Annotated in this window: 8 protein-coding genes; 2 read left to right on the top strand and 6 right to left on the bottom strand. The window is 68.1% G+C overall.

Going from position 1 to position 15107, the window contains the following annotated elements; all coding sequences use genetic code 11:
• Positions 1-17: 17 nt before the first annotated feature.
• Together ACOGI8_RS12140 and ACOGI8_RS12135 are read right to left on the bottom strand one after the other, a co-directional pair.
• Positions 18-449 carry an XRE family transcriptional regulator gene (locus ACOGI8_RS12140; protein ID WP_419854062.1) on the bottom strand — a complete coding sequence of 144 codons (432 nt, stop codon included), beginning with the start codon at positions 447-449 and terminating at the stop codon, positions 18-20.
• A gap of 53 nt (positions 450-502) precedes the next feature.
• A complete protein-coding gene (locus tag ACOGI8_RS12135) occupies positions 503-943 on the bottom strand; it encodes a hypothetical protein (protein WP_419854061.1) in 441 nt (146 codons plus the stop codon).
• A 790-nt stretch (positions 944-1733) separates the two neighbouring features.
• On the opposite strand from ACOGI8_RS12135, the gene ACOGI8_RS12130 reads away from it, so the two are divergent.
• A complete protein-coding gene (locus ACOGI8_RS12130) occupies positions 1734-3110 on the top strand; it encodes a fibronectin type III domain-containing protein (RefSeq protein WP_419854060.1) in 1377 nt (458 codons plus the stop codon).
• Positions 3111-3230: 120 nt separating this feature from the next.
• Here the strand turns inward: ACOGI8_RS12130 and ACOGI8_RS12125 are convergent, their stop codons facing one another.
• Positions 3231-4478 (bottom strand): hypothetical protein, encoded by a 1248-nt coding sequence (locus tag ACOGI8_RS12125; protein ID WP_419854059.1) that lies wholly within the window; start codon positions 4476-4478, stop codon positions 3231-3233.
• A gap of 516 nt (positions 4479-4994) precedes the next feature.
• Positions 4995-6602, bottom strand: coding sequence for a hypothetical protein (locus ACOGI8_RS12120; protein WP_419854058.1), 1608 nt, complete (start codon positions 6600-6602; stop codon positions 4995-4997).
• Positions 6603-6833: 231 nt separating this feature from the next.
• Between ACOGI8_RS12120 and ACOGI8_RS12115 the strand changes: the two genes are divergently transcribed.
• Entirely contained in the window at positions 6834-11990 is a 5157-nt protein-coding gene (locus ACOGI8_RS12115; protein WP_419854057.1) for a discoidin domain-containing protein, read from the top strand.
• Positions 11991-12128: 138 nt separating this feature from the next.
• Here the strand turns inward: ACOGI8_RS12115 and ACOGI8_RS12110 are convergent, their stop codons facing one another.
• A complete protein-coding gene (locus tag ACOGI8_RS12110) occupies positions 12129-13934 on the bottom strand; it encodes a ribonuclease J (protein WP_419854056.1) in 1806 nt (601 codons plus the stop codon).
• The gene (gene dapA, locus ACOGI8_RS12105) at positions 13931-14815 is read right to left on the bottom strand and encodes a 4-hydroxy-tetrahydrodipicolinate synthase (protein ID WP_419854055.1); all 885 of its coding nucleotides are present in this window, start codon (positions 14813-14815) and stop codon (positions 13931-13933) included. The genes ACOGI8_RS12110 and dapA overlap by 4 nt, the downstream gene beginning before the upstream one ends.
• Positions 14816-15107 lie beyond the last annotated feature (292 nt).

Below are 15107 nucleotides of genomic sequence, written 5' to 3'. Positions count from 1 at the left end.
CCCCGGAGGCCTCTTGGCTAGTTGGTGGCAGATGCCGGAGACGTCGGCTCGTCTGACTCGGTGCCAACCAAGAGGTGGACCGGTTCTGCGTCGGGAAACGTTGCGATCAAGTGGAGATCGCCGCCTGTAGCCCGGACGAATGAGCGCAGCGTCGAAAGCAGCATGTTGCTCCGGTGTTCCAGCCGTGAGACCTCGGATTGGTCCATTTGCAGCTGCTCGGCGATGTGCTGCTGGGTCAGCGTGCGGGCCTTCCGCACCTGCGCCAGCGTGGCCTGATGCTGCTCAATCTGCCCTCGTATTGCTTCATAGTGCGCTCGGGCCTCCGGATGGGAACGGATACGTTCGAACACCGGTCCCATCGAGAGATCCCGTTCCCATGCATCCGGCTGTACGTCATCAACACTTGCCGTGTCTACAGGAACCTGTTCAAGTCGTTCGCTGTCGTTCATTGTGTCCTTTCTTGCTCCTTTGCTGATGAAGACGCGTTGCGCGCAATCGGCGCCTAGTGGCCTCCTCTCCTGACAATTGGGGTAGAGCCGGGATTCCGACTGCACCATTGATCGAGTCGTTGCTGCGCACGCTCGACGTTCGCCGGGTACCAGCGATTGCCGAGCGCCGTCTTGTCACCGCCTACCAGCGCGACCGCGATGGTTTGCCCCTGCTCGCTACGAGCGAATCCGACGAGAATCCGAATCACCGGTGGTCCGACGGCGTAGGGCGTGGTCCCCGTCGGCGGTGTTCGTCTCAAAGCTCGAATGTCGTACCGTGCCGAGACCACCTCGTGGCACTCCGGATCGCCGAGGTTCCTGCCGTGCCTCTCCAGCGCTCCCAGCAACGCAGTGATCTCTGCCGCGACCTCCCACCAATCTGTGCCTCCCGCGAGGGAGCCGTCGGTCAAGCTTGTGAGCCAGGCCTCAAAGAGCGGGTGGAGGACGACCTCCATGTAATGCACTATAGCACATATGCGTTCAAACACATATTGCCGACGGGCGGAGGAACTGTTTGCGCAGGATCCGCGTGGAGCGCGAGTGGCGAGCGGGGGATCAGGTGAGCGTGATCACAGTGGCGTAGGAGTCGGGCGCGCACTTCGCTGAGCGTGGTCTGTGTCGGCTGGTGCCGGAGTATGTGGTTTGGGGGCGAGCGGTGCTGGGTGGCTAGGTTGGGGGGTGCCCTCGTTGCCCGGCTCAGCGGCGACCGATTCTGAACCATCTGTGCGCTCTCCAGCGCCGTGACGCTCAGCGAGGGCCGATGTCCGCACCGAGCTCAGCGCGGAGATTGGCGTTCTGCGGGATGAGTTGCACTCTGAGATCGGCGCTTTGCGAGAGGAACTCCGCTCTGAGCTGCACTCCGAGATCGGAAGTCTGCGTTCTGAGTTGCATTCTGAGATCGGCAGCCTCCGCGCAGAGATGCGGGCGGAGTTCCGTGAGGTGCATGTGATTCTTCGCGACCACACAGATCGGCTGGCCCGCTTGGAGACCGCGGCCGGCCTGCCGCGACCCGATCCAGCCGACTAGGGAGGGCTTCAGGCGGCGACTGCTGTCCAGCGAGCCCAGCCGCGGTCGGCAGTCGTGTGGACATGTCGTGTTGTGTGTGACATATGAATTGTCTTGACGCTGATGTGTATGTGTTCTCGGGTTCTTGACTACTGTTTGGGGGCATGAGTTCTCACCCGTCTTCTGACCCCCCCCCCCCCGGGACTTAGCACCCCTGAGCGCCGGCCGCGAGGGCCCGGCGTGAGGAGGGGCCCGGTTCGGCGCCGCGGCAGGCGATCGCTTGCGGCGGCGTTCGTCGCGTTGGTGCTCGGCGCGGTGCTGGCGGGGGTGCCGTCGCCGGCGGCGGCTGACACCTCCGATGAAGCGGCGCTTCCCGGTCTGGTGACGAACCTGCGGGTGTCGGGCACACCGGACAGCGTGACCGTCAGTTGGGCGGCGCCCCAGAGCGGAGGCGCCCCCACGAGTTACAAGGTGCATCTCAAGTCGACAGACGGAAGCAGGGGCAAGACAAAGACCCCCAGGGCGAAGAAGACCAGCGTGACGTTCTCGAACCTGTCGCCCGGCAGCACGTACCGGGTCTGGGTGCGCGCGGTGAACGACGCGGGCCAGGGCTTGCGGCGCTACGCCAGGATCACCCTTCCGGCGCCGCGCTTCGATCAGGATTCGCTTCGTGCGCTCTACATGAGCACGTACTGGACGCACCAAATCGAGTACACCATCGGTCAGCCGCAGCCGCTCAGCGTCACCCTGCCGGCCGCCACCGGCGGCACCGGCGACTTGACCTACAGCGTCAAGAGGCGCAAGGGCGTCGACTGGCAGGGCGCGGGGTTCAGCTTCGATCCCGCGACCCGCGTGCTGTCCAGCAACACCGGGACCGGGGCGCCGTCTGCACCGCAGTGGCTGTCGATCTGGTACACGGTCAGCGACGAGTCCGGGACCACGGTGCGGTTCCCCACCAGTATCAAGGTGAACGCCGCACCGGCCCTTGAGGCGGTGGCGGATCAGGACCTCACCGTCAAGGTGCCGGTGTCCATCTCGCTGCCGAGGGCCAGCGGCGGCTCGCTTGCGCTCGGCCTTGCGCCGACGGGGATGCAGTACAGCCTCTCCGGCACCGTCGCTGGCCTCACCCTCGACAAGGAGCAGTTCACGCTGTCGGGGACGCCGACAACGCTGGGTTCCACGACGCTGACCTGGACGGCCACCGACCTCAACGGGGCCACCGCCAGCGTGACCTTCGACGTCGACGTCTCCGCCAGCACCGCGCCGACCGCAGCGCCCACATCGTTCGCTTACGCGCAGTACAACGTCGCCACGACCGTGATACTGCGCTGGGACAACGTGCAGGATGCCACGGGCTATGTGGTCCAGGTCAAGGCTTCTGCTGGCGCCTTCCCGAGCACTGTCGCCGATTCTGTCCCCTACAGCTACGTCAACATCGTGCATCGAGGCCCGCCGCAGCAGAGCATCCCGCATGCGTTTCTCTACGGCCTGCCCGCAGGCGACTACGTGGCGCGCATAGCAGCAGTCAACGACGGCGACGCAGGCCCGTGGTCCGATGAGTTCTCCTTCACCATGCAGAACACCCTGCCGCCGTTCAGCTGGACCCAGGTGGGCTAGGCGCGCTCAGTCGAGAGGGATCACGGTGGCGGAGATGGCGGGGCGGCGGCGGGTGCGGTTGCCGACGAAGCGTCCGGCCGAATGCGGCGGCGCGGTCGGTGCGCCGGCGTGCGTGCAGGCTTAGCCGGCTTCGATGGATTTGAGGGCCTCGACGACTGCTGTCCAGCGGGTCCAGCCGCGGTCGGCGAAGGTCTGCGCTTCCGCGGCTCCCATCGCGGTCAGCGTGGCGTCTGCGACGGTCTGGCCGAGCGCGACCAGCACGCGGTCCCACCGGTCGGTGTGAGCCTTGTTGTGCGCGCAGCACGGGTCGTCGCGCCACCCGCGCACCTGGGCCGCCAACGCCGCGTGCTGACTGCTGGGACGGGTCACGCTCTCGGCGCCGCTCTCGGTCGCACCGCCGGACTCGCCCGGGCCCTGCCCGGGCCCCTCACCGGGCGCGTCGTCGGGCTCGGACGGGTCCTGGCCGCCCACGGGCGGCGCGTTCTGGTCGGGGACCGACGCACCCCCTGACTCGGGGACGCTGTTGGCGGGCTGTGTCGACGCGGTCACCTCGACTCGCAGATGCTTGCGCGAGTCCACGCCCAGGCCCCGGAAATTGGCGCCGTCGTCGTAGTCGAGGTCGAGGCTGTAGGCGAGGTGCTGGACGATGTAGCGCAGGCCGTCCGCGGCGGCCGGGGCGGACACGGTGACGGTCTGCGCGATGTGCCAGTTCGAGGTGGTGAAGGTCAGCTTGGCCGGCGAGAACGAGATGTCGCTGGAGCGCTCGGTGCGCTGGTAGGGCACGATGCTGACCGTGTCGCTGGGCGCGCTGGCCAGCCGCACCGTGTAATCCGCCGACGACCCCGCCGACACCGCCAAGCGGCGCACCTGCCGCGACCCGGTCGCGGCGCCGCCGAACACCACGCCCCGACGCGCATCAGCGCTGGCCGGGATCGCATACGACGTGTCCAGGAAGCTGACCTCCATGACGGCGTTGGCCCCGATCGTGTACGGCTCGCCGGCGGCCTTGACCAGCCGGAACTGCGCAGACTCGATGCCCTCGGTCTTGCCGTCGTCGGTCCCATAGATCCGCAGCGCCACATTCGACCGCCCCGCAGGGATCGCCACCACATTGGTGCCCGAGGAGGGCCACAAGAAATCGTCCAGCGTCGCATCGCTGGAGCCCGCAACGTACTCCACCATCACATGGGAGCGATGCGCCAGCGGCGGCGACACGTTGATGTACACCTCTACGTACCCGGGATCAGGCTCAATCGAGTCGTGGGTACCGAGGGTGATGTTCTCGGGACCCACCTCGGTATGGCCCACCCAGCTCAGCACCGAGGCGGCCTGCTGGGCGTGCGCCGGCGCCGCCAGCGGCACCAACACCGCCGCCGCCAGCGCACCGGCTGTCAGCGCAGCGCGCCACCGCCGCCGACGACGGCCGGCACCGAGCCGCTGCGGCTCAGAACTGCGGGGGGGGGGGGGGTCCGAAGCTGCGTCTGCATCACTGTAGTTCTCCTGCCAGCTCGACATGTCCTCGAATGCGCCCGACACACAGGCGCACACAGCAATCCTCGAATGCACGCACCGGCAACACAGATACCACTGGGTGCACGTGCAGCGCCACACGCTACACCCCCAAACCCGCCACCCACGCCTTCGCGCCCCCTGCAAGACGCCCTCATCGTTGAGCGACGTCAAGCCGTCATCCCCGTGCCGCCACGGCCGAGCGGGCTGTGACTCTGTGGTGCAGGTCGATCGCCGCGCCGGAGTCGTCGTCCCGGCTCGTCGCATTGCGGCTTCGCGTTCGGCACATCGGCGCAGGGCGCGGTGCCCGTCGGCGGTGTCCGTCTCGGGGTTCGAGTGTGGCGGCGTGGTCGCTGCGCCGGCGTGCGCGCAGGTTTAGCCGGCCTCGATGGCCTTGAGAGCGGCGGCGACGTCGGTCCAGCGGGTCCAGCCGCGGTCGACGAAGGCTTGGGCCTCGGCGGCGGTCATCGGTGTCAGCGTGGCGTCGGCGACGGTCTCGCCGAGCGCGAGCAGGGCGCGGTCCCAGCGGGCCACGTGGGCCGCCTGCCAGCTCCAACGCGGATCGTCGCGCCAGCCGTGGATCTGGGCGATCAGCGCCGCGCGCTGGCTGGCGGACTCGAGCTCCTCCAGAGCGGCGGCGACGTCGGTCCAGCGGGTCCAGCCGCGGTTCACGAACGCCTGGGCCTCGGCAGCGGTCATGGCAGTGAGCGTGGTGTCGGCGACGGTCTCGCCGAGGGCCACCAGCACACGGTCCCACCGGTCGGTGTGGCCTTTGCTGTGCGCGCAGCACGGATCGTCGCGCCATTGGCGCACCTGGGCCACCAGCGCTGCGTGCTGACCGGCGGGACGGGTCACGCTCTCGGTGGCACTCTCGGTCGCACCGCCGGGCTCGGACTGCTGAGACCCGGGCCCCTCGGACTCGTCGGGCGCGCCGTCGGACTCGGACGGGCCCTGCCAGGGCCACTCGGGTTCGTCGCTCTCGCCGGGCGCGTCGTCGGACTCGGACGGACCCTGTCCGCCGACCACCGGCGGAACCCGATCAGAACCGGGCGCGCCGCCCTCTGCGGCGCGCTCGGGCGCACCGGCGGACTCGGTGCTGCTGCACTCGCTCCGTCTGGGGAACTCATGGCACTCAAGCTCGTCGCCCCAGATCGTCACCGTCGCGGTGTTGTAGTCGCCTACCGAGTCGTTGTTGTTGAACGGCGCCCAGCCCGCGGTGGTGGTGCTGAACGTGAGAGTGAACGTCTCGGTCTCCTCTTTGGCCCCGGTGTCCTGCTTGATCGGGATCGACAGGCTCGCCCTGCGCTGGCCCGCAGGCACCGTCACCGACGTGGGCAGTATCGCGTCCACGTCATCTGCCGTCGCCGCGCCGGTGGTGCCCAGGTTGTTGGCAACGCTGAACTCCAGACCGCCCGTGGGGGCCCTGGTGGACAGCCACAGGTCCACCACGGCGCGCTGGCCCTCATACACAGCAGCGTGCCCCGCCCAGTAGTACTTGTTCGCCGGGATCGTCAGCTTCACCTTGTTCAACGCGCTGGGTGCGTTGGGGTCGCTGTTGGGATGCAACGGGTGATAGTTGCTGGCGGAGGTGGTGAACGTCAGCACGACGCTCTCGTCCTGCTCCTGCAGGCTGTCAGAAGCGATCGGAATCGACACAGTGGCTTCATGCTGGCCCGACGGGATCGTGACGGTGCTCGGCGCCGAGGTCAAGTCAGCAGTCTTGGAGAAGCCGCCGGTCGCACCGGAGTAGCCGATGTTGAACGTCACCGCCCCGAACGCGCGGGTCTTGTGGAGCTTCACCTCGGCGGTGTATCCCTCATAGCCCAGCACAGCAGTGGATCTCGCAAAGAAGTGGTAGTGCCCTCCGCCGGTGTCAGCGGAGGCCGGCGGCGGCGCGGCCGCCAGCACCGCGCCGAGCACCAGCGCGACGAACGCCGCCGCAAGCGATCGCCTGCCGCGGCGCCGAACCGGGGCCCTGCTCACGCCGGACCCTCGCGGCCGGCGCTCTGCGGTGCTAAGTCCCGGGGGGGGGGGGGTCAGAAGACGGGTGAGAACTCATGGCCCCAAACAGTAGTCAGAAATCCGCGAACACATACACGTCTATAGCGAGACAATTCACATATCACGCACAACTTGGTACTTCCACATGACATAGGCCGTGCGCGTATCGTCGTGGCATGTCTTGTTACCCCCCCCCCCCCGCGGATCGGTCAGATGCTGAAGGTGGGGAGGCACCTCACGCGACCGTTCAGGCTGGCCGCGTCGCTTGTGCTCGCGCTGCTCGCTGTCGCCGCCGTCGCCATCGCCGCGGAGCGGCCGGCATCGGCGCAGACCCCGCCGCCGACGGTCTCGGTCACATGCCCGGCTGAGGTTGCCGCGGTCGCCAACGGCGCCGACGGCGCGGGATCGGCAGACTGCACGTTCACCGCCTCCGCGCTGCCCGACGGCCCGATCACGGTGAGGTACCAGGTCATCGGCGCCGGTCATCGCAGCATCGAGTACCGGACCGCGGTCCGGGTCGCCGCGACGCCGGCGACCGGCGCCGTCTACTTCCTGCGCGACACCACCGCGGTCACGGTGCGCATCCTTCCGGGGGACGGCTACACGCTGGGAACCCCTAACGAGGCGACCATCTCCGTCGGTCCGACGTTCACGACGGGAACGGAGTTCGGCCTCCAGGTGAACGAGGCCGCGGCGGCCGGGGGCTACACCCTGCTCACCGGCACGTTCCACGAGCAGTTCTACCTGATCGACGACCAGGGCCGGGAGGCGTTCCGGTGGGACGGGAACGCATCGCTCGCGAAGCTGCTCGGCACCGGCCGGCTGCTCGTCGGCCATACCGGCGGCTACATACGCGAGATCAGCCCGGACGGGTCGGCCGCCTACGACTTGTCCACCGAAGACCTCCAGCACCACGACGTGCTCAAGCTGTCCAACGGGAACTACCTGTACATCAACTCCGCCTTCTACTCCAGGGACGACTCCATCGCGGCCGGAGCGAACCCGGCCTGCGTGGGCGAGCACGGTTTGGAGGTCGACGAGGTGCTCGAGATCCAGCCCTCGGGAACGGATGGGGCGACGGTTGTCTGGCGGTGGAGGGCGTGGGACCACCTCATCCAGGACTTCGACTCCACCAAGGCCAACTACGGGGTGGTCGCCGACCATCCCGAGCGGATCGACCTGAACTACAACCTGTGCTGGCTGCACAATGTCACTTCGTTCGTCTCGAACCCCCATCACGTCACCCATCTGAACTCGCTGGACTACAACGCCGAGCTCGACCAGATCCTGATCACGTCCCGCCATTTCAGCGAGGCCTGGATCATCGACCACAGCGTCACCACCGAGCAGGCGGCCGGCAGCACCGGCGGCAAGAGCGGCATGGGCGGCGACCTGCTCTACCGCTGGGGCAACCCCCGTGTCGACCGGAGCGGGACCAGGGCCGGCCAGGAGCTGTTCTTCCCGCACAACGCCCATTGGATCGCCGACGGCCTGCCGGGCGAGGGCAACGTCCTCGTCTACAACAACGGGTGGGAGCAGCCTGGTCAAATGTTCGGCACAGCGACCGTGGACGAGATCGTGCTCCCGGCCACGGGGCACAAGTACCTGCGGGCCGCGGGGTCGTACGTGCCCCCGACCTCGGTCTGGAGCTACCGGCTGGCCCAGCCCACTTGGATCATGTCCAACGCGCAGCGCCTGCCCAACGGCAACACGGTGTTCACGGAGGGCAACTTCGGCAGGATCAGCGAGGTCACCCCCGAGGGCGAGGTGGTGTGGCATTTCGTGTCGCCGCTGGCGCGGGGCATCAAGGTGCTGACCGGGGAGACCACGGCCAGCAACAACGTCAACCAGAACTGGATCTACCGGACGTACCGGTACCCCGCCGACCATCCCGGCATTCAGGCGTTGAGTCTTGTGTCGGAGTCCGAGAGACGGCCTCTCGTGCAGTCAGCCTGCGACGCGGACCCGACCTCAGAAACACTGATCACCTTGGTTCGGGGGTACCACGACACCAACAAGAACCGAGCGGGTTACGACCAGAGCTGGCTCCGCGTGCTGATCGCGTTCGGCGCGGAGACGTCCGACACCCTCGGGCCGTTCACGGTCGACGAGGCGAAGGAGGCAGAGAAGACCTGGAACGGCTGGACGCCTGTCCTCGAGGAGCTCGAGCGTCTGCCCTGTGTCCCGGTCTCACCGCCGAGGCCACCGGTCACGGTGCCGTCGGTGACGATCAGCGGGGGCAGCGCGGTGACCGAGGGCACGGCTGCGTCGTTCACGGTGACGGCGTCGCCTGCGCCGTCGTCTGCGTTGACGGTGAATGTGAGCGTGTCGTCTGTTGGGGGGTTCGCGTCGGCAGCGACGCGCACGGTGACGATCCCGACGAGCGGTTCGGCCACGTTGAGCGTGGCGACGGCTGGGGACAGCGTCGATGAGCCCGACGGCTCGGTCACGGTGACGGTGACGACAGGCACGGGCTACACGGTGGGGTCGACGAGCGCGGCGACGGTCACGGTGCGAGACGACGATGTGCCGTCGGTGACGGTCAGCGGTGGCAGTGCGGTGACGGAGGGTTCTGCGGCGTCGTTCACGGTGACGGCGTCGCCTGCGCCGTCGTCTGCGTTGACGGTGAATGTGAGCGTGTCGTCTGTGGGCGGTTTCGCGTCGGCTGCGACGCGCACGGTGACGGTTCCCACGAGCGGTTCGGCGACCTTGAGCGTGGCGACGACCGGCGACAGTGTCGATGAGCCCGACGGTTCGGTCACGGTGACGGTGACGACAGGCACGGGCTACACGGTGGGGTCGACGAGCGCGGCGACGGTCACGGTGCGAGATGACGACGCCACGGTGCCGTCGGTGAGTGTGAGCGGTGGCGGCGCGGTGACGGAGGGTTCTGCGGCGTCGTTCACGGTGACGGCGTCGCCTGCGCCGTCGTCTGCGTTGACGGTGAATGTGAGCGTGTCGTCTGTGGGCGGTTTCGCGTCGGCTGCGACGCGCACGGTGACGATCCCCACGAGCGGGTCGGCGACGGTGAGCGTGGCCACCACGGGGGACAGCATCGACGAGCCCGACGGCTCGGTGACCGCGACGGTGACGGCCGGCACGGGCTACACGGTGGGGTCCGCAAGGGCGGCGACGGTCACGGTGCGAGACGACGACGGCGCCGCGGTGCCCTCGGTGACGGTCAGCGCCGGCAGTGCGGTGACGGAGGGTTCTGCGGCGTCGTTCACGGTGACGGCGTCGCCTGCGCCGTCGTCTGCGTTGACGGTGAATGTGAGCGTGTCGTCTGTGGGCGGTTTCGCGTCGGCTGCGACGCGCACGGTGACGGTTCCCACGAGCGGGTCGGCGACGGTGAGCGTGGCGACGACTGGGGACAGCGTCGACGAGCCCGACGGCTCGGTGACGGTCACCGTCACGGCCGGCACCGGCTACACGGTCGGGTCGACGAGCGCGGCGACGGTCACGGTGCGTGACGACGACGCCACCGAGCCGCCAGACGGTCCCCTTGCGGATGTGTCCTTCGTGGCGCCATCCGGGGGGACGTCGGCGTCGTTGAATGGTCGGGGGTCGCTTCTGGCCAATCAGGTGTACTTGAAGGCCGGGGAGCAGGCTGTTCCGCTGCGCCTGCCGGGGGCGTGCGGCACAACGGGTGCGACAACGTACCGGCTGGAGGGCTACTTCAGCTCCTCTAGAGCTTTGCCTGACGGCTTGGTCTTTGACGCAGCGACGCGGACGATTTCGAGCATGCCGACGAAGTACTCAAGTGTCTGGCTCCGTTTGGTTGTCACCGATTCGGGCGGCACCGCTAACGGCAGAGTGAACACGGCGGCGTTCGTGTTCCGATTGATCAACCGGGACCCCGCGCCTGCGAACACCTCCGTCGACTGCACCAGCGGCGCCGCGAGAGCGATCTCGTACAACGACCCGCCCGCCACCGTCAATGCGGGCAACCCGCCCGACCAGGTCACCGTGGCGCGGACGCCGGTGGAGGGGGGCCATGTCCCCCGGTTGAAGCCCGGCACGATCCGGACGCTGTTCGCCCCGAACACCGCGGCCGCGGGCTCCCCGGCCAACAAGTACGTGAACGACCACACCGTCTACCGGGACGCCGGCGGCAAGTGGCATGTGCTCGGCGTCTCCGACGACGAGCAATCCGGGACGGACGGCGAGTTCCAGTTCGCCCACGGGCGGGCCGACTCGCTGCTGGGGCCCTACACCCGCCGTCCGGACATCGATCCGAGCGGGCCGACCACCTGGGCGTTCGCTCCCCATGCCGTCACGCTCAACGGGCAGGCCTACATGTTCTACGGGCCCAAGCTGGGCGGGCTGGTCACCTCCTCCGACATGTCCACGTGGACCAACCGGACGCTGACGATCACCTATCCCGCCGGCACGAAGATCACCGAGAGCACGACGCCCAGGGATCAGATGATCTTCAAGGACGGCGACACGTACTACATGTACATCACCAGCCTCGACCCGGCGGCGGACGATCAGAACGTCGTGGACGTGCTGAAGTCGACCGACCTGATCAGGTGGGCCTACGTCGGCCATGCGCTCACGCTGAGCGGCGACGCTGTGCAGGCGTCGTGGTCGACCGCCGAGTCGCCGTTCGTGGTGAAGTACGGCGACCTGTACTACCTGTTCGTCACGGTCACCGACACCAACGAGGACAACGACAACTACCACCAGACGCTGGTGTTCAAGTCGGACAGCCCCACGGACTTCGGCGACTTCAACGGCGAGAAAGTCGGCCCCGGGGGTGCACAGCTCGTGGCGGAGCTGCCGGTGCATGCGCCGGAGGTGGTCCAGGACCCCGCCACGGGCAAGTGGTACATCACCACTGCCGGCTGGGACCCCCTCCAGCGCTACTCGCAGGCCGCCGACGGGGTGGCGATCATCGAGATGGAGTGGGTCGCCGCGCCCGCCAACGAGACCCCGATCTCGAACGCCCGCTGGACGGTTCGCAGCGTGTCGAGCCAGGACGGCGACCACCCCGGTTCGCACGCCATCGACCGCGATCCGACGACCTACTGGGAGTCGGGCAGCGGCGGGACCCACACCCTCGACGTCAACCTGGGGGCCGTCTATGACGTGAACGGCTTCGTCTATGTGCCCGAGCCCCATGGCGACGAAGGCGGCATCGACGGGGTGGTCACCAGCTACCGGCTCTATGTGAGCGCCGATGGGACGAACTGGGGCGACCCGGTGGCGTCCGGCACGTTCGACAATTCCATCATCGTCAACAATGGCCGCAAGCTGGTGACCTTCTCGACGAAGCGGGGTCAGTACATCCGGTTTGTGTCCGCTGCTGCTGCAGGGGGAAGCGTCTCCCGCGTGCAGGATCTCGGCGTGCTGGGCAGCGCGGTGTGATGGACCGTCGGCGCCGAGGCATTCGCCGCCTGTGGCAATTCACGTATGGCAGGGTTGTGCTGCCGATCTTTCAGGCATGACAAGGCGCGATACGCGCTGCCGCTGCCGTTCAGCTGGTCCCAGGCGAGTCAAGCGGGCTCAGTCGAGGGAGATCACGGTGGCGGAGACGGCGGGGCGGCGGCGGGTGCGGTTGCCGACGAAGCGACCGGTGGCGCGGCGCACGACGCGCTCGATCTCGTCTGGGTCGGGGCTGGGCCGTGATCCCTTGACGGCCTGTTCGACGGCCTGGGCGATGTCGGCGGAGAGCGCTTCGACCACGTCGGCGTGCTTGGTCACGTCGAGCCAGCCTCGCGAGGCGATGTCGGGTGCTGCCGCCAGACGGCCCTTGCGGTCGAGCACGACGGTCACGTGCACGAATCCTGCCGTCAGGGCCAAGCGCTCGTCGATGACTTCGGTGTCGGGATCGTCGAGCGTCCCGTCTACGTAGTGGTACGGCGCGGCAACGCCGGCGCGGACCTGGAGCTCATTGCCCTTGAGCGTGATCTGGGCGCCGTCGGTCAGCGTCAGCACCCGCTTGGCCTTCATCCCCATCTCACGGGCAAGCCCGGCGTGGCGCGCCAGCATGTGGAACTCGCCCTCGATCGGCACGAACCAGCGCGGGCGGCACGCCTGGTGCAGCTCGCGCAGCTCGTCGCGCTGGGCGTGCCCGGACGTGTGCACCTGCTCGTGCCCGTCGTGGATCACCTCGGCGCCCTGTCGTGCCAGTCGCGACACCATGCGGAATACTGCGCGTTCGTTGCCCGGGATCGGATGGCTCGACAGGATCACCGTGTCGTCGGCGCCGGTCGTCACGTCGGAGTGCGCTCGGCCGGCGATCTGCGACAGTGCTGCGCCAGGTTCACCTTGACTGCCAGTGCAGACGATGCAGACCTCGTCGGGGCTGAAGCGGTCGAGTTGCTCGACGCTGAACAGCGCACGCTCCGGAACGTCCAGAACCCCCAGCTGGCGTGCGATGCGGACGTTGTGCACCATCGAGCGACCCACCGGGACCACCACGCGGCCCTCCGATATGGCGGCGTCGCAGATCTGCTGGACCCGGTGCAGGTGGCTGGCGAAGCAGCTCACGATCAGACGCCGATCTTGGCGCTCGCCAAACAGCCGCCGCAGCGTGGCGCCGATCTCGGTCTCCGACGCGCTGCGGCCCGGACGGTCGGCGTTGGTGGAATCGGCCATCAGCAGGGCGATGCCCTCGTCGCCCAGTGCCCGCAGGCGTTCCAGGTCGGTCAGCCGACCATCCACCGGTGAGGGGTCGATCTTGAAGTCGCCCGTGTGCACCAGTGCGCCGACCGGCGTGTGCAGCACGATGCACAGGCTTTGGGGCACCGAGTGGGTGATCGGCAGTGCTTCGACGTCGAACGGGCCGATCTTGCGGCGCTCGCCGTCGCCGATGACATGAAACGACGTGCAGTCTGCCAGGCGTGCCTCGGTCACCTTGTGCTCCGCCAGCGCCATCGACAGGGCCGACCCGTACAGGGGAACCTCGATACTGCGCAGGAAGTGGGGGACGCCGCCGAGGTGGTCCTCGTGGCCGTGGGTGATCACCAGTCCGACGATGTCGCGGGCACGCGAGTTAAGCCAGCCCATGTCGGGCAGCACGTGCTGCACCCCCGGCATGATCGCCGGGTCAGGAAACATCACCCCGAAATCGATGACGAGCAGCTTGCCGCCCTGCTCGACCACGGTGCAGTTGCGCCCGACGTCGCCGAGCCCGCCCAGAAACGTGACAGTGACGCTGCCGCTGTCGCCGCCACCCTTGGCGCTGTGCGCAGGCGCTTGCCGTGTTCGGCGCGAGCGGCTGCTTCGCTGTGACCGTGCGCGGTCGTTGCGGCCGTCGGACCCGGCGGGCGGGCCCTCGGCGGGGGAGCGGCGCTTGCGGCGGCTCAAGTTTGCTTCAGACGGGCGTAGACCTCTCGGGCGCGGTCTTCCAAACCATCGGGTGTCGGGCCCATGGGCAGGCGCGGCTCGCCGACCGGCAGTCCCAGCGTGCGCAGCATGGCCTTGGTGGGCACCGGGTTGGGCGCCTCGTCGCCGGTCTCGAAGTCGTAGCTCTCGAGCAGGGCGGCGTTGATCTCGCGGGCCTTGGTGGCGTCGCCGGCGTCCCAGGCATCGAACATCGCCACGTGCTCGGGAATGCTCCAGTGCGCCGCCACGCTGATCACGCCTACAGCGCCGACAGCCAGCAGCGGCAGCGTGAAGGTGTCGTCGCCGCTGTACACCTCGAAGCCTTCGGGCGCCTCGGCGATGACCTTCGCGGTTTCACCCGGATTCGCTGCAGCATCTTTCACCGCCACGATGTTCGGGATCTGCGCCAGCTCCAGCAGCGTCGGCGTGTTGATCTTGCGCCCCGTGCGGATCGGGATGTCGTACATGATGATCGGCAGGTCGGTGGACTCGGCAACGGCGGCGAAGTGCGCTGCGATGCCGGCTTGGGAGGGCCGGTTGTAGTACGGCGTGACTGCGAGGATGCCGTCCACTCCCAGCTCGGCGGCCTTGCGGGTCTGGCTCACCGAATGCGCCGTGTCGTTCGTGCTGGTGCCGGCCACGACCGGCACCGTGACGGCCTCCGCCACGGCGCGCCAGAGTTCCCAATCTTCTTCATCGGTGATGGTGGGGGCCTCACCGGTCGTGCCGGTGATCACCAGGCCTTCGGCGCCCTCGCCTACGAGCCAGCGGGCCAGCGTCACCCCAGCATCCACGTCCAGCGATCCATCTGCCGCGAAGGGCGTGATCATCGCCGGAACCACTCGTCCGAATCGCGCGCTCATGGCTCCGAGACTACTGCCGCGCCCGCGACGGCCTGTGCTTGATTTCCTGGCGAGTCGGGTTCAGAAAATCAGTGGCCGCCCACAGACGTGAGTGCCTAGTTTCGCGAGCAGGCGGATCGCCCTGGAGCTAAGTAGAAAACCTGACTCGGCCGCTCCGGGCGATCCGCCGCTCGAAGTCGCAGCAGCAACCTCTGCGGCTGAAGCTAACAGCGGGCAGGAGCGAGATTCAACACAGTTTCGGCGACTGGTCATCGGGCGAGACGGTTGGCCTTGTCGAGACGCGACATCGCGT

Origin of the sequence: Candidatus Poriferisodalis sp. (genome assembly GCF_965204195.1) — a bacterium.
Classification (GTDB): Bacteria; Actinomycetota; Acidimicrobiia; order Acidimicrobiales; family Poriferisodalaceae; genus Poriferisodalis.
Note: the sequence above shows the minus strand (reverse complement) of the source record. Positions and strands in the feature narration are given on the sequence as shown.

Excerpts from the sequence above, each read along its gene's own strand:
- ACOGI8_RS12140 (WP_419854062.1), bottom strand. The coding sequence starts at position 449 with ATGAACGACAGCGAACGACTTGAACAGGTTCCTGTAGACACGGCAAGT.
- ACOGI8_RS12135 (WP_419854061.1), bottom strand. The coding sequence starts at position 943 with ATGGAGGTCGTCCTCCACCCGCTCTTTGAGGCCTGGCTCACAAGCTTG.
- dapA (WP_419854055.1), bottom strand. The coding sequence starts at position 14,815 with ATGAGCGCGCGATTCGGACGAGTGGTTCCGGCGATGATCACGCCCTTC.
- ACOGI8_RS12115 (WP_419854057.1), top strand. The coding sequence starts at position 6,834 with ATGCTGAAGGTGGGGAGGCACCTCACGCGACCGTTCAGGCTGGCCGCG.